The 18,679-nt window shown below is 60.7% G+C and carries 17 protein-coding genes; 5 read left to right on the top strand and 12 right to left on the bottom strand.

The features are described from left to right. Positions 1-32 precede the first annotated feature (32 nt). A complete protein-coding gene (locus tag AC3YOG_RS03120; RefSeq protein WP_489934028.1) occupies positions 33-413 on the bottom strand; it encodes a hypothetical protein in 381 nt (126 codons plus the stop codon). Positions 414-852: 439 nt separating this feature from the next. Here AC3YOG_RS03120 and AC3YOG_RS03115 point away from each other — a divergent pair, with 439 nt between their 5' ends. The 3 genes from AC3YOG_RS03115 (at position 853) to AC3YOG_RS03105 (ending at position 4,256) form a co-directional block, all read left to right on the top strand. Further along, entirely contained in the window at positions 853-1,521 is a 669-nt protein-coding gene (locus AC3YOG_RS03115) for a response regulator transcription factor (RefSeq protein ID WP_172122519.1), read from the top strand. After that, complete coding sequence (locus AC3YOG_RS03110) at positions 1,521-2,885, top strand: sensor histidine kinase (RefSeq protein WP_489934027.1); 1,365 nt, start codon at positions 1,521-1,523, stop codon at positions 2,883-2,885. The genes AC3YOG_RS03115 and AC3YOG_RS03110 overlap by 1 nt, the downstream gene beginning before the upstream one ends. Before the next feature lie 783 nt (positions 2,886-3,668). After that, positions 3,669-4,256, top strand: coding sequence for a DUF308 domain-containing protein (locus AC3YOG_RS03105; RefSeq protein ID WP_489934026.1), 588 nt, complete (start codon positions 3,669-3,671; stop codon positions 4,254-4,256). A 470-nt stretch (positions 4,257-4,726) separates the two neighbouring features. Here AC3YOG_RS03105 and AC3YOG_RS03100 read toward each other — a convergent pair whose 3' ends face one another. The 7 genes from AC3YOG_RS03100 to AC3YOG_RS03070 form a co-directional block, all read right to left on the bottom strand. Further along, a complete protein-coding gene (locus AC3YOG_RS03100) occupies positions 4,727-5,695 on the bottom strand; it encodes an ABC transporter ATP-binding protein (protein WP_489934025.1) in 969 nt (322 codons plus the stop codon). After that, complete coding sequence (locus AC3YOG_RS03095) at positions 5,695-6,705, bottom strand: ABC transporter ATP-binding protein (RefSeq protein WP_489934545.1); 1,011 nt, start codon at positions 6,703-6,705, stop codon at positions 5,695-5,697. The genes AC3YOG_RS03100 and AC3YOG_RS03095 overlap by 1 nt, the downstream gene beginning before the upstream one ends. Further along, positions 6,705-7,622: a dihydrodipicolinate synthase family protein gene (locus tag AC3YOG_RS03090; protein WP_489934024.1), complete on the bottom strand. Its 918-nt coding sequence runs from the start codon at positions 7,620-7,622 to the stop codon at positions 6,705-6,707. The genes AC3YOG_RS03095 and AC3YOG_RS03090 overlap by 1 nt, the downstream gene beginning before the upstream one ends. 16 nt (positions 7,623-7,638) lie before the next feature. Next, the gene (locus AC3YOG_RS03085; RefSeq protein ID WP_489934023.1) at positions 7,639-8,520 is read right to left on the bottom strand and encodes an ABC transporter permease; all 882 of its coding nucleotides are present in this window, start codon (positions 8,518-8,520) and stop codon (positions 7,639-7,641) included. Positions 8,521-8,522: 2 nt separating this feature from the next. Then, complete coding sequence (locus tag AC3YOG_RS03080; RefSeq protein WP_489934022.1) at positions 8,523-9,482, bottom strand: ABC transporter permease; 960 nt, start codon at positions 9,480-9,482, stop codon at positions 8,523-8,525. Between the two features lie 98 nt (positions 9,483-9,580). After that, the gene (locus AC3YOG_RS03075; RefSeq protein WP_489934021.1) at positions 9,581-11,167 is read right to left on the bottom strand and encodes an ABC transporter substrate-binding protein; all 1,587 of its coding nucleotides are present in this window, start codon (positions 11,165-11,167) and stop codon (positions 9,581-9,583) included. 21 nt (positions 11,168-11,188) lie between these two features. Further along, positions 11,189-11,914: a FadR/GntR family transcriptional regulator gene (locus AC3YOG_RS03070; RefSeq protein WP_489934020.1), complete on the bottom strand. Its 726-nt coding sequence runs from the start codon at positions 11,912-11,914 to the stop codon at positions 11,189-11,191. Between the two features lie 114 nt (positions 11,915-12,028). Here AC3YOG_RS03070 and AC3YOG_RS03065 point away from each other — a divergent pair, with 114 nt between their 5' ends. Together AC3YOG_RS03065 and AC3YOG_RS03060 are read left to right on the top strand one after the other, a co-directional pair. Then, positions 12,029-13,000: a Gfo/Idh/MocA family protein gene (locus AC3YOG_RS03065; protein WP_489934019.1), complete on the top strand. Its 972-nt coding sequence runs from the start codon at positions 12,029-12,031 to the stop codon at positions 12,998-13,000. After that, positions 12,997-13,980, top strand: coding sequence for a Gfo/Idh/MocA family protein (locus AC3YOG_RS03060; RefSeq protein WP_489934018.1), 984 nt, complete (start codon positions 12,997-12,999; stop codon positions 13,978-13,980). Before AC3YOG_RS03065 ends, AC3YOG_RS03060 begins: the two co-directional genes overlap by 4 nt. A 10-nt stretch (positions 13,981-13,990) precedes the next feature. On the opposite strand, the gene AC3YOG_RS03055 is transcribed toward AC3YOG_RS03060, so the two are convergent. From AC3YOG_RS03055 to AC3YOG_RS03040, 4 genes are all read right to left on the bottom strand, one after another. Continuing rightward, complete coding sequence (locus tag AC3YOG_RS03055; protein WP_489934544.1) at positions 13,991-14,812, bottom strand: carbohydrate ABC transporter permease; 822 nt, start codon at positions 14,810-14,812, stop codon at positions 13,991-13,993. Next, complete coding sequence (locus AC3YOG_RS03050) at positions 14,812-15,681, bottom strand: carbohydrate ABC transporter permease (protein WP_489934017.1); 870 nt, start codon at positions 15,679-15,681, stop codon at positions 14,812-14,814. Before AC3YOG_RS03050 ends, AC3YOG_RS03055 begins: the two co-directional genes overlap by 1 nt. Positions 15,682-15,742: 61 nt before the next feature. Next, the gene (locus AC3YOG_RS03045) at positions 15,743-17,074 is read right to left on the bottom strand and encodes an extracellular solute-binding protein (protein ID WP_489934016.1); all 1,332 of its coding nucleotides are present in this window, start codon (positions 17,072-17,074) and stop codon (positions 15,743-15,745) included. 58 nt (positions 17,075-17,132) lie between these two features. Next, positions 17,133-18,641 carry a putative N-acetylmannosamine-6-phosphate 2-epimerase gene (locus AC3YOG_RS03040; protein WP_489934015.1) on the bottom strand — a complete coding sequence of 503 codons (1,509 nt, stop codon included), beginning with the start codon at positions 18,639-18,641 and terminating at the stop codon, positions 17,133-17,135. Between the last annotated feature and the right edge of the window lie 38 nt (positions 18,642-18,679).

The raw sequence follows: 18,679 nt of genomic DNA, 5'->3' as shown, positions 1-18,679 counted from the left end.
GGGGCTTGTGGCGCCCCGGATCGGATGGGTATTCACTCTTCGGTATTTTCCGATAGCGACTGTGGCACATGATACGCGTTGCTGGCCGGTCGGGCAGCGGGTCGCGTCTGGCCTACATCCAGGTTCGTACCAACCTCAGTGGGGGCGTTGAGCGGGCGGAGCGTGTCCTTGTCGAGGATCAACACACGTCCGGACCCGTCAGGCCCTTGGGCATAAACGCGGATGTCGCTGCCCCATTTTTCGATCTCGGTGGCAATAATTCCCCGGGAGGCCAGTGTGGCGGTGATCTCGGAGATGGGCCGGCCGTCCAGCGCGCGATCCGAGATCAGGCTTTCCGCTGCAAATGCAGTTGGGGACGCAACAAGAAAGGCGAGGGTAAGTGCAATAACTTCGGCGGAGGAGAGAGATTTCATTTCGGTGTTCCTTTCGTTTTGAACACCCCGAACTTGATCTCTGTTCATTGCGCGAACATTGTCGAGATTTCTTTCCCGAAACTATTCGCTTCCACGTCGCTGTGCTTGCGACAGGCCCACGGCGTCGTATGCGTGACTTCGCCGTTCAACTCACAGCGGAGGTCATCTCCGATGGGGTGGCCAGGGCGCGAAATCGGTGCGCCACCAGATGCAGCAAGTCACCACGAACAGTTCAAGAGAGTGCGCGCCGCAATGTTCGGGCAATGGTTGGATCGCCAGATAGGGATGTCCAAGGACGGGGACAGCGAAAACCTTGGCATCCCGCGTGCCGGCGCCATTGCTTCGTTCCTGTCTCCACTGACCTGCCCAGTGCCCACCCTGCACCGGATCACGCAGCCGCAGGATTGACAGTTGAGCGTACAAACAAAAGAGTAAATTCATGCGCATCCTGCTGGTCGAAGATGAACTGGACATGGCCACAGCACTGTCCGCCGCGCTGAGCCGGCATGACATTGTAGTGGATCACGCCTCCACTCTGGAGATTGCAGAGGAAGCATGCCGCAGCGGAGTACATGACGCCGTGTTGCTGGACCGCAAGCTGCCCGATGGGGAGGGATTGAAATTGATCCCTCTGATCAGGCGCGAGCGCCCGGGCTTGCCGGTCATTGTCCTGTCGGCCATGGGATCGGCAGAGCAACGGGTTGCCGGACTTGATACGGGGGCCGATGACTATTTACCCAAGCCGTTCTTGATCGACGAGTTGATGGCCAGATTGCGTGCGGTGATGCGACGCCCAGCTCAGTTCGGTGAGACTGCGATCAATGTCGGTCTGCTCAGATTCAACTTGACGGACCGTCAGGCGGAAGTCGCGGGGCAGCCGCTTGACCTTACCCGTCGTGAACTGCTGGCTCTGGAGATCCTTGTTCGGCGCTCGGGACGAACCGTGTCTCGCAGCGCGCTTGAAGAAGCGGTCTATGGCTATGATGACGAGATCTCGTCCAATACCCTCGACTCCCACATCTCGCGCTTGCGTAACAAAATCAGCGGCGCCGGAGTTGAGATTCACGCGATCCGCGGACTGGGATATCTTTTGAGGGCGATATCTTGATGAACTGGCGACTGGGTTCCCTGCGCGCAAGGCTGACCATTTACCTGGTCCTGGTGCAAGCCATTGCGTTGGTCGCATTCATCTTTGCTGCATCGATCCCGATGACGAACTTGATGAGTTCAGAGCAAGGGCTGGATGACAGTGTCATCCAGTCCTTTGCTGAGTCTGTCCAGCGCCGGGGCCCCGGTCAACTGTATCTGGTCCCCAGCGAGGATCTTATCCGATTGACGGCTGAACACCCTGGAATGTGGTTTTACGCTGCCGATGCAAACGGCACCTCGGTCCAGATGGGCGACATCCCTGAATGGATGGCGCCATTGATTGCCGGTCTCACCCGGTTGCATTCGGCTGACATCGGCGACATGGATGTTCCAGGGCAGCCCGCCACGATCGTGCGGCGCCAGGACAGCCCCGCAGGTTTGCTTTGGGTGGCAACCGCCGGGGGACCGGATACACCGCTCCGGGCAGTGTTTGCAGCCGCCGGCGGCCCGATGTACTTGCAACTGCTGGCACTGCTAACTGCAGTGTCCTTTCTGGTCATTCCCCTAATCGTAAGGCTGCAGTTCCGGGGTGTAAACAAGGCGGCAGCAGAAGCTGAACAGATCGACATTGCCCAGCGCGGCATGCGTCTCTCTTTCCAACATGTGCCCGATGAATTGCATTCGCTGGTTCGTGCTGTGAATGCTGCCTTGCAGCGCCTTGATGACGGCATTGAGCGCCGGCAACGGTTTCTGGCCGATGCGGCACATGAACTGCGAACGCCAGTGGCGATCTTGCAGACCCGTATCGAATTACTGCCGCACGACGAGCAGCGCAGCCGACTGATGCTGGATGTGGCGCGCCTGGCCAATCTGGCCAATCAATTGCTTGATCTGGAGCGTTTCGATGCTGACCTTACAATCTTGCAGCCGGTGGATCTCGTTGACCTGGCGGCGCAAGTCACGGCCGACATGGCCCCTCTCGCCATTGCAGCAGGCGATGAGATCTCCTTTGATGCCGAGGTCGAGAGCGTCACTGTTGCCGCGGATGCGGCCTCGCTCTCGCGGGCCCTGATCAATCTAATCCAGAATGCCGTGATCCATGGCGGTCGGAAAACGAACATCCGGGTAGCGGTATGCCGCAAAGGTTCGCTGACGGTCGCTGACACAGGACCGGGCATAGCGGTTGAAAACAGGGAGGCAATTTTCGAGCCGTTCTGCCGCGTCGTTCCGCTGGACCAAGGTGCGGGACTTGGCCTGAACCTCGTCAAGGATATTGTGCTAAGGCACAAAGGGAAAATCACCGTAGGTGACGCCCCTGGAGGCGGTGCGCTGTTCGAAATATCGCTTCCCGTTATCCCCACTCAGGTTGCACAGAGCGCCTGATCAACGCGGATCTGGTGCCCCGCAACATTTCCCAAGCGGAAGATCTGTTCACTCCCGGACAGTCGAGCGGGTCTGCCGGTCCTTGAACGACGACGCACAGGTGGCGGGGCACCATCGGGCCGGGTTGAACCCCTTGGGGTTTGGTTATCGATCAGCCTTCGCCCAACGATACAGGCCCCTCGCCGAAGCACACGAGCCTGACCCAGGCTGCCGCGACCCGGACACCCTTGTTGCAGCCAGAGGCCCGCACCACTGCACGCCAGAAATCATCAACTGGCGCAGGGCTAATCAAAGTTAGAAAAACAAGACGCGAAACCTTACCCCATCTAGTTCCACAATGTTGGGGCAATCGTTGGGACGCAAGGTGATGATGTTCAACAGCAAGGAACATCCAAGATGAAGTATTCTTTTCTTCCTTATCCCTATCATTGCCTGACACCCGGGATCGTATTTGCCCCGCGTTCAGTTCGCTAGCTGATCATTGCTGGCCACCCCGGACAGGCCTTCACTCCCACCGTGGAACAGATTGGCCCAAAGCTGACCCAGTTGACGTGTGGGCAGCGCTACTCGCGTCCAGGCATGGCGATCCCCAAAGGAACCAGCTTCTGCGGCGCTGGCGCAAATAAGTTCTGCGTCCGTCAGCCTGCATCCCAGGTCCCGGCCACCCTCGCTGGGCCTCGAGGCTCGGCAAAGAACGCCATCCGTTCACCCGAAAGCCTCCTCGAGACCAACTCACCTTGCGACCCACCTTTCAGCAAACACCAACAACAATCGAGACATATCATGACTGATCTTTCCACCGCCAAGTCCCAGGCCCCCGCCCCCAGCGATTGGCTGCGGAGTTATTACTTCACCCGCGCAGCAGTTTCGATCGGCTGGATCGCGGCGGCACTGATCATTGGCCGAAGCAACGCTGCCGTGGCTGCCATTTTGCTTGTCGCCTACCCGGCATGGGATGCCCTGGCGAACTATCTCGATGCACAAAAAAATGGCGGCCTCGGATCCAATCTGAGCCAGACCCTGAACCTCGCCGTTAGCGTATTTACGGCCGCTGCTGTTGCATTTGCCTTGGGCATGAGCATGAACACTGTGCTCGTTGTCTTCGGGATTTGGGCAGCGCTTTCAGGGGTGTTCCAACTCGTTACCGCTGCTCGGCGGTGGAGAACGGCAGGGGCCCAGTGGGTGATGATCCTGAGCGGCGCGCAGTCTGCACTGGCAGGCGTGGCCTTCGTCGTCATGGCGCGTGCTGACACCCCGCCGGACATCACTGCAATTGTTCCCTATGCTGCGTTTGGCGCCTTCTACTTCCTGCTCTCAGCCATATGGCTGACGATCCAGAGCACTCGTGGGCACGCAGCAGTACCCAACTGAACCGTGCATCGGGGCGGCGATCAGCCGCCCCTTGCCCCTACATAAGGCAGCGATGTCGCCCCAGCCGCTAATCGATTCCGCGCATCTTGAAGGATGCAATGGCAGACCGACGCACTATCCCAGCGTCGTCGTCCCTCGCATCCTCCGCTCGCGTACTGGATGACACCATGTGCCAATTCTCCACCCGCTGAGGCAGTAACCCCACCTCCCCGTCGGCTATCCGGTCTCCGCCCGCGCGAACCGACCGAGCCGTCTTCATCTCTCGATGCATTGGCACACTCGCACCTCGAATGTCTGCTACCTTACTCCACCACTCCATAGCGGCCATTCCGCTTTCGGCCCCCCACTCTGACAATAGCTATCCCGCCTCGGCCAAGATGTTAATGCCTGCGTGGGGCCGCCAAAGCAGACGTTAATGTGCACTGCAAGAGCCGGCTGCGATACAAAGGAAGCCCCGCGTCAAAGGGGGATCAAAGGATGTCGTCACGAATGCAGGCGCGTAGGTGGTGCGGCGCTATTTCGGTCAAAGCCGGCACGACATCGGCGCAGGCGGGCAAAGCGTAAGGGCAGCGGGTGCGGAACACGCAGCCGGATGGCGGGTTAGCAGGACTGGGGATATCGCCGGCTAGTATCTGGCGCTGCGTTCGGCGGCCAGGATCAGGGGAGGGAATAGCGGACAGCAACGCCCTCGTATAAGGGTGACTTGGATTGGCATAGAGCTCGGCGGCGGGCGCTATTTCCATGATGCGCCCCAGATAGAGCACGATGACCGTATCGCAGATATACTCCACTACGGCCAAATCGTGAGAGATGAACAGCATGGTTAGGCCAAGTCGCAGCTGCAGATCGCGCAGTAGATTGATAACCTGAGCCTGGATTGACACGTCAAGCGCCGATACGGGCTCGTCGGCCACGATGAAGTCAGGCTCAAGCGTCAGGGCACGCGCGATGCCAATGCGCTGGCGCTGGCCACCCGAGAATTCATGGGCATATCGATCAAAGGCATCTAGCGGCAGTTCCACGGCCACAAGGGCCTGTTCGGCGCGAGCCCGACGCTCAGCGCGAGTGCCGATGCCCTGAATGTCAAGGCCCTCCGTCAGTATCTGGCCGATGGTCATGCGTGGCGACAGGCTCGCAAACGGGTCCTGAAATATATACTGCATCCTGCGCCGATAATGCCGCAATTGCGCTCGCGACAAGGTGGTGACGTCCACCCCATCCAGCCGCACCTCGCCACTGGTCGGCTCGATCAAACGCAACACTGACCGACCGATGGTGGTTTTGCCCGATCCCGACTCCCCGACAAGGCCAACCACCTGTCCGCGCGGAATATCAAATGAAACATCCTGCAGCGCCTTGACCACTGCGCCGCGCGTAAAAGCCGCGGGAGGGAAGTGCTTGGATAGATTGCGGACAGAAAGATAGGGCTGCTGAGTCATCAGAGTTCCTGCCACCGAATGCAGCGGCTATTCTGAGTGGGAGTGGCTGGGAGAAGCGGCGGCACCGCGGCATTGCACGCCGGCAGGGCATAGTCGCAGCGATTGGAAAAGGCGCATCCCTGGGGCAGATTGCGCAGCGAGGGTACGTTGCCCCGGATCGTGGGCAGTGGTGTACCTTCACGTTTGAGCTGCACGGCTTGGCCGAGCCGGGGCACCGATCGCAGTAGCCCCTTGGTATAAGGATGGCGCGGATGGCCGAAGACCTCTGCGACCGGCCCCGATTCAACAATGCGCCCTGCATACATCACCACCACGCGGTGCGCGATTTCGGCCACGACGCCGAGATTGTGGGTGACAAACAGGATGCCCATACCCCGCTCGCGCTGCAGCTTTTGTAGCAGATCAAGAATCTGGGCCTGAATGGTGACGTCCAGCGCTGTGGTTGGTTCGTCGGCAATGAGCAGGCGTGGATTGCAGGCCAGCGCCATGGCGATGGTGGCGCGCTGGCGCATGCCGCCGGAGAGCTCGTGCGGATATTGACGGGCACGGCGGTCAGGATCAGGTATGCCGACATCGGCAAGCAGCCGCACGGCGGCAGCCGCAGCGTCGCGGTGCGACTTGCCCAAGTGGATGCGGACTGGCTCGGCAATCTGTTCGCCCACGGTATAAACCGGGTTGAGGCTGGTCATCGGCTCTTGGAATATCATGCCAATGTCGTTGCCGCGGATCTGGCGCATCGCCTCGTCACCAAGACTGGCAAGGTCGATCACCTCGCCGGATTTTCGCGCCAGCATGACGCGGCCTTGGGCGATGTGTCCAACCCGCTTTGGCAGCAGACCCATCACGGAAAGACTGGTGACGGACTTGCCCGACCCCGATTCGCCGACCAGAGCCACGGTTTCGCCCGCAGCGATGCTCAGTTCCATGTCCTGCACCGCGGCAATGTCCTTGCCGCCGATGCGGAACACCGTGCTCAGGCCGGATATCTCCAGGATCGGCGCGTCCATGATCAGCCAAGCAATCTTGTGGTTTTGAGGATGGCGTCGATCCTAGCGGTTTCCTCATCGTTGAGGTTTCGCTGCGGACGCGCCATGGTGTTGGTGGCAATAATGCCGAGTTGGCGCATGGCCGTCTTGAATGCACCAACCCCGGCTGAACCGGGGCTGGTTCGGCCAGTCGAGATCCAGACAATCTCAAACAGCTGACACAGCCGCTCCTGCTCGGTACGGGCCCCTGCCAGGTCACCTGCCTGTACGAGGTTCCACAGCTTCACATAGCCATGCGGATCCACGTTCGCGAGCCCTGGTACCACACCGTGAGCGCCCATGGCCAAGACGCTATCAACAACGATTTCCGATCCGGTCATGCCAAAGAAGTTGGCGTCGCCTTTCATATCGGCCAAGACGTAGCGCAGATTGCCGTCATCGCCGCTGGAATCCTTGAGGCCGACAATGGCGCCTTCGCGTGCAAGGCTTACCGTGGTTTTGCGGTCCAGCTTGAGCCCGACGCAAACCGGAATGTCATAGGCGATGATCGGCAGATCAACGGCGTCCTTGATATAGCGGAAATGGTCAATCGTTTCGGCCTGATTGGTACGCGTATAGAAAGGCGCCGTTACAACCACGGCGTCAGCGCCCGCAGACTTGGCGACGCGCGAATGGCTGATGACGCGGTCGGTGGTTGGGTCGATCACCCCCACCAGCACCGGAACCCGGCCATTGGCGATCTTGATGGCGTGCTCAATGATGGCTTGCCGCGTTTGGGCATCGTGAAAAACCACTTCGCTGGTTGAACCAAGTACGAATAACCCATGCACGCCTCCATCCAGCAGGTGTTCGAGCACGCGGGTAAATGACGCGTAGTCTACGGTGAAATCGGCATTGAGGGGCGTTACGACAGGTGGCACGACGCCGGTAAACATAGGCATTGAAGACTCTTTCAGGTCAGTTGAGAGCAGAGCGAGGGTCAAACGCGTCGCGCAGACCATCGCCGATGAAGTTGATGGCCAGCACGGTCAGAACCAGTGCGCCGCCGGGGAACATCCACTGCCAGGGATATTGTTCGAGCACGACTGTGGATCGGGCGAGATTGAGCATATTGCCCCAGCTCGCCTCAGGCGGAGCGATGCCGAGGCCGAGAAACGAAAGGCCGGCCTCCAGCAGGATGGCATTGGCAACCTGGAGGGTGGCGTAAACCACGAGGATGTCGATGCAGTTCGGCAATCCGTGCCTGAACAGCAGGTGCGGCACGCTCGCCCCCATGCCGCGTGCAGCCACCACGAAGTCGCGCTCGCGCAGCTCGAGCAGTCGGGCTCGCACCATGCGCGACAGGGTGGGCCAGGACAGCAGCGAAATTACCAAAATGGTCGGCGTAATGCCGGTGCCGGCGATGGAAGCGAGCACCAGCAGGAAGATCACCGGCGGCAGCGTCATTGCTAAGTCCACTAAACGCATCAGGGACGCATCGACAATGCGGCCGCCGAAGCTGGAAAATGCCCCGACGAGGAAGCCGATTACAATGGAGATGGCCACCGAGACCACAGCCACGATCAACGATACGCGCCCGCCCTGCAGGAGCCGCGCCATCACATCACGTCCCACGCCATCGCTGCCCATCCAGTGTGCAGCTGATGGTCCTTTGTTGAGGGCGCGCAAGTCGATGGCATTCGGACCGAGCGGCCACCACCAGTCATAGGTGACGATAGCAAGGAGAACTGGCAGGAAGATCGCCAGTCCAACCAGCGCCGCGCGATTTGACAGGAATCGCTCGATTGAGCGTCGAGTCGGGCCCTTGGTGCGCTCCAATGGGATGGTTGTAGTGCTCATGGCTAGGCCACCTGAATGCGCGGATCGACTGCCGCATAGGTCATGTCGGTCAACAGGTTCACCATGATTACGCAAACCCCCACGATCAGCGTGGCGCACATGATCACCGGATAATCGCGAGTATTGACGGCATTCACGAGTAACAGCCCCATCCCCGGCCAATTGAAAACGCTCTCGAGGAAAATGGCGCCGCCGATTGCGATCCCGATGGTGGAGCCGATTAGCGTGATTACCGGCAGCAGGGCGTTGCGGGTCGCGTGCTTGATGATAACCCAAAACTCGCGCACGCCCTTGGCGCGGGCGGTACGCACATAGTCTTGGTTGAGCACTTCCAGCAGCGAGGAGCGCATATAGCGCATGATCAGTGCCGCGTGGCCGATAGACAGCAAAATGGCGGGCAGGATTAGATGCGCCAGGAGATCCGTGACGGAAAAGTCAGCTCCCGGCGTCAGCATTCCGCCCGAGGGAGCCCAGCGCAATTGAACCGAAAAGAAATAGAGCCCCAGCAAAGCTGTTAAGAAGGCTGGGCTGGAAATGCCGATGGAGGATGTTACGGAGAGTGCGACATCGGTCACCGAATTGCGGCGCACGGCGCTGATGATGCCGGCTGTAATTCCGATGACGATGGCGAGCACCAAGCCGGTGGCCATCAGCAGGACGGTTGGGCCTATTCGCTCGAGAACGAGGGGCAGCACTGCTACGCCGGCGCGCTGCGTGGAGAAACCGAAATCCCCGGTCAGCGCTGCGCGCAACCAGGCGAAGTATTGCGCGGGCAGCGGCAGGTCCAGTCCGAGCCGGGCGCGAAGCGCCGCCAGCTCGTCCATGGAAAGCGGAGCTGATGGATTTATATACGCGTCGATCGGATCGCCCGGGGCTAGGCGCAGCAGCACGAAGATGAGGATACTGAGGGCAATCAGCATCAGCAGTCCAATACCGATACGGCGAACGATATAGGTCAGCATGGCCTTATCCGGGGGTGAGCGATCACGGAGCCGCCACCGCGTGGCAGGGTGGAAGAGGGCGCAGCGTTGCAGCGCCCTCGGGGTGCGGAATGAACGCTTTAGTTGATGTCCCAGAGCTCGGGGTGAGCCGCAAAGGGGCCACCAGCGGGGGCCGGGGTCCAAACAAAGTCCACCAGATTGGCCGAGGCCACGCCATAGCGGTTGGCAACCCACATCGTAGCCCAGGGCAGCTCTTCGTTCATCACCTTGCAGACGTCCTGCCAGCGGGCATCCACCTGCGCTGGATCCGTTTCGCCAATGGCGGCATCGAAGGCCGCGCTCAGGTCGTCGAACTCAATGCGCATGATGTTGGCGCCCGCAGGCGGCAGTTGTGACTTGTTGAGCCCCACATTGATGCCGGCCGGGTTGGGCCCGTTCTGCAGGCCGGCATAAATCAGCGGGAACTGGTTCCAGTCCGGGTTGGTCTCCTGGTAGACGGTGCCGTTATAAGTGGGTACGTCAACCACGCGCGGCACCACATTGATCCCCACCTGGGACAGCATGGCCTGGACTGCGGCCATCACATTAGCGGCCTGCGGCGAACCGTAATAAGTCAGCCAGGTAATCGGCTTGTCGCCATTGATCTCGGCCCATCCGGCTTCATCGAGCAGTGCCTTGGCCTTTTCCGTGTCATAGGGGTACTCGTTCAGCCCCGCGGGCACCACTTGCGGGGCCACATAGCCGCAATTGGCCAACGTCGCTGCACCGCCATAAAGTGTTTCAACGATCGCCGCGCGGTCGATGGCATGCATGAAGGCCTGACGGACCCGCACGTCCTTCCACAGCTCAACCTTCTGGTTGAAGCCAACATAGTTGACCACATAGGAGGCGCCTTCGATCACGTTGAAGTCGCTATTGCCGGCAAAGGTCGCGGCGTCTTCCGGTTCCACATAGGTGAACTGGATTTCCCCGGCGCGTAGGGCAGCCACGGCTGCGGCTGGATTTTCGAAGTAGCGGTTGATTAGCCGGTCCATCTTGGGCGTGCCGCGCCGATAATCTGGATCAGCCGCGAGCTCAACATATTGATCGGTGACATACTGGGTGAACTTGAACGGGCCAGTTCCGATGGGAGTGGTTGACCACCAGGTACTGGTTGCCAGGCTTTCCGGCGCAATGGAGCCCAAGGCGTGCTCGGGCAGGATCATCACTTGCGCCAGCACCGACAGCAAACCGCCATCGGCTTCCGACAGCTTGACGACGACGGTGCGATCGTCAGGCGCCTCGACGCTTTCCACCTTGCCCAGGCGACCGGTGAACACGCTCCCCGAAGCAGCACTGCGGATCAGGTCGAGCGTAAACTTGACGTCGGCGGAGGTGAAAGCCTCGCCATCGTGCCAGGTTTCCTCGGCTAGGGTGAAGGTATAGGTGAGTTGGTCGTCACTGACGGTGTAGTCCGTTGCCAAGTCACCCTGTATGGCGCTCAGTTCGGCATTATAGATCACCAGCGGCTCGAAATAAGTGTTGAGCCAGGTGAAGCCGCCGGTCGCGGCCATCGGATTGAAGTTCTTGGGGAAGCCACCCGGCCCGACATCGAAGCCGCCGGTGATGGTCTTGGGCTCCTGCGCGAAGGCAGGAGCGGTGAGGGCGGTTGCCCCAAGCAGCAGGCCGGCGACGGCCAGGGCTCGAGTAATGGTCTTGATAGGCATGGTTTTTCCTCCCTGGAAAAGTCAGAGTTTCGACAACTCGGCGCGGTTTCTGGCGATAACTTGCTGAATTCCGCGGTAGTGATCATCCAAGCGCCTGCGCGCCTGCTCCACGTCTTTACGCGCGATAGCCTCGACGATTTCGTGATGGTCCCGCCACGTGTCGAGGGGGGCCGGGTTATCGAGGTCGTTGAAATTCGACGCCTTGTTGAAGGCCATCCAGAAGATGTCGATAAGCGAACTGAGCATGTGGTTATTTTGGCAACGGAAGAGCAGCTGATGAAATTGCTGGTCCTCCCGGGCGAAACTTTCCTGCTGCTCGGCCCGCACCTTCATCAGCGCGGTTACCTCGCGCAGGGCGGCCAAGTCAGCTTCTTCTATAACTTCAATTGTCTTGCCGATCAGTCCGGTCTCGAGCACGCGCCGTATCTCGCGCAACTCCTCTACGTCACGCAGTGAGTCCTGCAGCCCATATGCTAGGTTGTCGAGCAGCGGCTGGAACGAGAATTCCTTGACGAACACGCCGATACCGCGGCGCGTTTCGAGAATGCCCAAGGACTCAAGCGCCTTGATTGCCTCGCGCATTGAATTGCGCCCTACGCCCAGTTGCTGGGCCAAAAAGGTCTCCGGCGGCAGAGGGTCGCCTGCCTTGAGGTGGTTTGCCTCGATGTAGCTTTTTAGGCTTTCCTGCACAGTTACGTGCAGGAGGGGCGCACGAGGCAGCGGCGTCATCGATTTCAGACCGGCCATGATGATCCTCGTCTGAGGGTTCGCGCAACAGGGCCAACCCAGCCTGCTGACTGCTTGTTGTGTAGCAACATATGGGATATCCTGCAAGTCGATGTGTAGGAGTGACGTGAAGCTATGAAGGTCGCGCTGTTTGGCACTACCCACTGGCATGCCGAAATGCACCTCGACGCCGCGCTTGCCGCAGGCGCGGAGGTTGTCTGCGTATGGGACGACAATCTCGCGCAGGCCCATGAATTTGCATCCAAACACGAGCTGCATTTGGCTTCCACTCTCGCTGAGGGGCTGGCGCTGTGCCCCGACCTCGTGGTTCTTATGGGGCACCCCTCTACACTTCCAAACCGAGCAGCAGCCCTAATTAGCGCAGGTGTGCCGCTGATCCTGGAGAAACCAGCGGCCAGCGATACGAGGGCGATCGGCGTCTTGGCTCAACTCGCCCGCGAGAACCGCGGTTTTGTAGGTGTGCCTCTGCCTAATCGGCTCGGGCCTGTCATGGTGCATCACGAGGCCCTTGTCCGACAGGGGCGCGCCGGGCGGCTTGGCCATGCCAGCTTCCGGCTGGTGAACGGCCCGCCCCAACGCTATCGCGATGAGGGTGTGGGCTGGCTGTTGGACCCGGCCATAGCGGGCGGCGGGGCCCTCCGCAATCTGGGTATTCACGGCATTGATTGTGCCTTGGCGCTCGCGGATGGCCCACTAACCATTGTGACGGCCGAAGTCTGCAATCGCTTGCGTCAGGAAACGGTTGAGGACCATGCCTTGGTCGTGATGACGGACGCGGCTGGTACATTGTTTACGGTGGAAGCCGGCTACACGTTTGCTTCAATGGCACCTGGCGGCGAGTTCGAATGGCGCTTGTCCAGCGCCAATGCGAGCCTGTGCGATCTTGGCAAATCCGCCACCTGCACAACGTTGGATGATGGGACTACCCGCTCACTGCCACCCGAACCTACGGCCACGCGCTACCGCTTGTTCACCGCTGATACCTTGAAGCGGCTGCGCGAAGGTAGGGATCCGGTCATCACGCTAGACGACTATCAGGCAGCGATGAGCCTCATCGACGCCGCTTATGCAAAGGCAAGATCATGACAGGAATTGGCATCATTGGCGCAGGTCACTTTGGTGCGGTGCATGCCCGCGCGATGGCTGAGGTTGAGGGGATTAAACTGGTTGCCAGTTGCCGAGAAGACGCCCAAGCCGCGGCTAAGTTTGCGGCCGAGCATGGCGGCCGATCCTATGGCGATTGGCGCACCCTTTTGGCGGATCCGGAGGTTGAGGCGGTTGTGATCGCCACGCCCCATCACCTGCACGAGGAAATCGCGATCGATGCCGCCAGGGCCGGCAAGCACATCCTCCTCGAAAAGCCGATGGCCCCCACCACACGAGCCTGCGACGCCATCAACGCAGCAGTAGCTCAGGCTGGCGTTCATCTAATGGTCGGGCATGTCATGCATTTCGCTCTACCTTGCCTTAAAGCGCGTGAGATCATCGATTCTGGCGTTATCGGCAAGCCGGTGCTTGGCTCGAGCTGGATGATCAAACTGTGGATGGAGAGTAACCGGCGCGATTGGCACAAGAACAGTGCTTCGGGTGGCGGCATGCTAATGACGGCCGGCATTCACGCGCTGGACCGGCTGGTTTGGCTGATGGACCAAGACGTGGTCGGCGTGAACGCGCTGTCAGGCACCTTTTTCCACGATCAGGAAGCTGACGACAGCGCCCTAATTGGTGTGCGTTTTGCCCAAGGCGGCATTGGTCAGGTGCAAAGTGTAGGGTATCGCAATGGTGCGGTTGGGTTTGCCATGGATCTGGTTTGCGAGCAGGGTACCTTACGGATCGATTTCGATCACGGTGTTTCCATCGGGCGCGACGGTGTCTGGACTCCGGTGCCTGAATCTCAAGAGAGCAATTGGATGCACCACGCTGTTGCCCGCGAATGGAAGGCGATGCACGCGGCCGTTGTTGGGGGCACTCCAGTGCCGGTGACCGGCGCCTATGCGCGGGGCATTGTTGCAATCATCGAAGCCGTGCACCGTGCAACCACTGAGAGACGGGAGATCCAAGTATAGCGCACCGGAGTCAACCCTTGACGGCGCCGGCGGTCATCGAGCCCGAGATCTGGCGATACATGAGAAGCCCCAGCACCATTGGGGGCAGTGCGCCGATGATCATCACAGCCGAGGCCATGCCCCACTGAATGCCGCCGCCGCTGGCCGAAAAGAAGAACGAGGCGCCCACCGTAATTGGCACGGCCTTGTTGGTGGTCAGCATCAGCCCGAACAGGAACTCGTTCCAGGCGGTGATGAAACCAAAGATGAAGGTGGTGACCAAGGCGGGACGCACCACGGGACGGATTACCCGCCACATGATTTGGAGCGTGGTTGCGCCGTCGATCTTGGCGGCTTCATCGAGCTCGATCGGCACGTCAGCGATGGCATTGACAAGGATCACCAGCGCTAGGGGCAGGTTGACGATAGCAAGGATCAGCCCAAGCCCCAACTGGGTGTCGAGCAGGTTGAGCCACTGGAACATCATATAGAGCGGAATGGCGAAGATGATCAGCGGCACCGCGCGCAGATTGATGATCACCGGCATCATGGTGCGGCGCCCGAAATTGCCGCGCGCCACCGCATAGGCCGCGGGAAAGGCGAGCAGGATGGCGAGGGTGGTGCCGATCATTGCCGCGGCAAAGCTGTTGGCGAGATAGGCAAAGATGTTGAGCCGGTCACTGACCTGCAGCACGCGGGCATAGTTTTCGAGCGTGGGCGCGTTGATCCAGAAGCCGGGGTTGGTGGAAAGCTCGCGCGCACTCTTGAACGAGGTGACGAGGGTGACCAGCACGGGAAAATTCATGGCAAGAATGGCGACGACCAGAACCAGCCAGCGCAGTGCATTGGTGATCACGAGCTTCTCCTGCGGGCGGCGAGCCGGTTGAGGGACCACAACACCCCGAACGAGGCGACAAAGAGGATCATCGAGGCGGCGACGGCCTTGCCGATGGCGCCCTGTTTGAAGAAGGCCTCATAGACATAGATCGAGAGCGACATGGTCGAGCCGCCCGGCCCGGTTCCGGTCAGGGTGTAGACATTGTCGAACACCCGAAAGCCGTCGATAAAGCGGATGAAACCGGCCAAGACGATGGTGGGCAGCATCAAGGGCAGTTCGATGCGGGTCAGCATCTGCCAGGGGGTGGCGCCGTCGATCATGGCCGCTTCGCGCGCATCCTCAGGGATGGCCTGATAGGCCATGTGAAAGAGCAGAAAGGCAAAGGGAGTCCATTGCAGCGTCTCGACAACGCAGAGCGTCCAAAAAGCGGTGTTCACATCCAGAAAGGCCGGGCTCCAGCGAAACCATTCATACAAAAAGAACGGCACCGGCCCGACAAATTCGTGCAGCACCAGCCGATACATCAGCCCGATCATGGCCGGTGCCACCATCAGCGGCAGCATGATCGGGGCGATCAGCCAGGCGCGCTTGCGAAATAGCGGCGCGAGAAAAATGGCGAGGAACAGCCCGAGCAGGCATTCGGCTAGGGCAGTGACGACGCCAAAGCGCAGCGAGAACCAGGTGGCTCGCCAAAAGGCTGGGTCGGCGAGCACTTCGGCATAATTGCCGATGCCCGAAAGAGTAGGGCTGCGCAGCGTTTCGAAACGCACATCGGACAGGGAATAAACCAAGTTCACCAGGGCCGGAAAGCCCAGGAACAGCAACAAGAACACCACGAGCGGTGCGGTGAGGATCGCCCACTGATATTGGCTGGTCCGGTCCATGGTCCCTCGGGGTGATGCGGGCGCGGCGGGCAGGGCCACCGCGCCCTCTAGGCGCCTCGGCTTACTTCAACAGCTCTTCCATGCCAGCCTTGGTGTTGGCGAGGGTGGTGTCGAGATCCTGCTGGCCCGACCAGTAGGCGGTGAATTCCTTGGCTTGCAGCTCGTAAACCGGGAAGGCGTTGGCCGAGGTCCCGCCATTCATGACATAGCCATAGGCGCTTGCAAATTCCCCGAGCTGGACGAGGTCGGGACGCTCTTCGGCAACCTTGGCCACCACCTCGGGCGCTAGCGCCGGCGAGCCGCCGGCGCGGGCATAGGTCAGGGCCGCGTCCTCTGTGGTCAGCCACTGGAGGAACTTGACCGCCCCTTCTTTGTTCTGGGCATTCTTGTTGAGGCCAAGACCAAGACCGTGGATATGGTCGGCCCGCCCTTCGGGGCCGGTTGGAGGCGCAACGATTCCCACCACATCGGCAACTGCAGGGGAGACTTCCGGATCGGTCAACTCGCCGGCCGCAGCATTCCACTGCAGGGCGGTCGCAGCCTGGCCGGCACCAAAAGCGGCATTGGTTTCGGGATATTCGTAGCTCAGCGAGTCGCGAGGGCTGGCGCCCGCATCTAGGAGCTTTTTGTAGAGCTCAAGGCCGGCGCGGTAGGCTTCGGAGTCCACGGTGATCGCGCCGGTTTCGTCGCGCCAATCGGCACCATAGGAGCGCGGCAGCGACTGGAACACCATCATGTTGAACAAGAGGTTCTTGAGCTGCAGCACGGTGCCATAGCGCACGGGGCTGTCGGGATTGATGGACTGGGTGAAGTAGAGCGCCGTGGCCGCCCAGTCGTCCCAGGTCCAGCTGTCGGGATCCTTGGGCTCGAGCGCCTGGCCCAGATGTTCCTGCGCGATTTCGGCATAGCGGGCCTTGGCCGCATCATCGGCCAACAGTTCGTCCATCAGGTCCTTGCGATAGTACATGAAGTGCGCCGAAAGGTCGGTTGGCACGCCATATTGCTGCCCTTCGAACTGCATGGTCGACAGGATCGATTCACCAAAGGTGGTGGCAGCCGCTTCCCCCAGATCGATCGGCTCCATGTAAGGGGCGTAACGGCCGATCGTATAGGTGGCGAGAAGGTTGATGTCGAAGGCGTTCGAGCCGGCTGCCATGTCGGCCTGCAGCTTGTCGTAAAAGCCCTCGCGGTTGAAGAACAGCAGCTCGACCTTGTCTTCCTCCGCAAGGCCCTCCTGGGCGTTATAGGCTTCGGCAGTGGCGCGCAGGGCGGTTTCCTCGGAGCCGCCAGGCCAGCCAAGCACGGTCACTGCGGCCTCGGCCGTGCCGGCCAGGGACAGTGTCGCAGCAAGCAGCGCTGCGACCGAAACCGTGGTTTTGCTTGTTGTTCTCATTTTCGCATCCTCTCATTTTTTCCGTGGGTGAAGGTGGCCTCCTGCCACCTTCTGCGGCTCAGCTCGATATTCGGGCGAGATCGGCGATGCCGATCACTCCGGCGTGGCGGCCGAGCTCGGCAGCCACGATTCTGGGTTTGAGCCGCGCGGGTTCTGCCGGTATTTTGGCGCGCACGCGGTCAAGATAGCCGGCGGCCAGTCCGATGCCGCCGCCAACAACAATGCAGGCTGGATCAAACATCAGCTGGATATCGCGGCACAGGAGAGCGACGCGGGCGGCCGAATGCTCGACAATGTCCTCGGCCCAGCTTTGCCCGCCATTCGCCGCGGCAAAGACAGCGGGTGCTTCCAAGTCATGGCCAGCCTTGCGCGCCTCCGCCGCAATCCAGCGGCCTGAGACGGTGTTCTCCAGCGGCTCCAGCCCATTGCTGGGCGAGCGAAGCAGGCCAAAATGGCCCGCAATGCCAAGGAGCGGCTTGCCGTTGAGCACGAGCCCCCCGCCGATGCCGGTGGAAATGGTCAAAAAGGCGAGGTTCTGCCCTTCGCCGGCGCCGAACCGGTGCTCGCCCCAAGCGGCTGCCTGTGCATCATTGGCGGCAAAAACCGGCAACTTGAACGCGTCATGCAGCTTTGCGACTAGCGGATAGTCAACAGGGATATCAAGGGTTGCCGTATTGAGCGGGGACCACAAGCCATTGTTGACCATGCCGGTGACGGCGATGCTGACGCCGCCGATAAGGCCGCGCCAGCCCTGGGTTTGCTCCACCACTGCGGCGATCCAGCTATCGGGTCCCGCTTCGCGCGCTGTGGGGAGGGTGAGTTCTTCAAGGACCCGGTCGTTTTCAACCAGTGCCGCCATGATCTTGGTGCCGCCCAGATCAATGGCGAGGACCGGCTTCCTAACCCGTTCGCGGGCGGCAAAGGCCTTGACGACGGCAGCCTTGAACCAGGAAGTGGCGTGTTCGGTACGGGTGATCGCGGAGCCGACCACCACTGAATAGGCGCCGGCCTGCGCCGCGGCCGCTGCTTGCTCGGTGGACCGGATGCGTCCTTCGGCGATCACAAAGGGCGTCAGTTGGCGCATGGCCGTGATCAGCTCGAGGTCAGGATCAACCGGCTCGGGCCCGCCGACATAGCCGGACAGCGTTGTGCCGACGAAATCCACCCCCGCCGCCAGCGCCCTTTCGGCATCGGCAAGGCTCGAGCAATCTGCCATGGATAGCTTGCCCTTGGCTCTAATGGCAGCAAGCAGGTCCGCGACACTCGCTGGCCGGATGCGATCGGTGGCGTCAAAGGCAACGATGTTGGCGCCTGCATCAGCTAGTGCTTCGGCATCCTTGATAAAGGGGGTGATGCGCACAGGGCTATCATCGAGATCGCGCTTGATAATGCCGACGATGGGGGCTTCGGTCGCCGCGCGAACAGCGCGCAGATAGGGCAAGGATTCGATGCGCAGCGCCGTTGCGCCCGAGGCGAGTGCAGCCAGCGCGAAGCCCACCACCATTTCGGCACTGTCCATCGGGCCGCCGGGCACCGGCTGACATGAAACGATAAGTGCGTTTTTCATATCTTCGCGCTGCACCGACTACCCCCGAGTTCAAGGGT

The organism is Devosia sp. Z6_126 (assembly GCF_058133495.1).
This window is presented reverse-complemented; position numbering and strand designations above follow the sequence as displayed.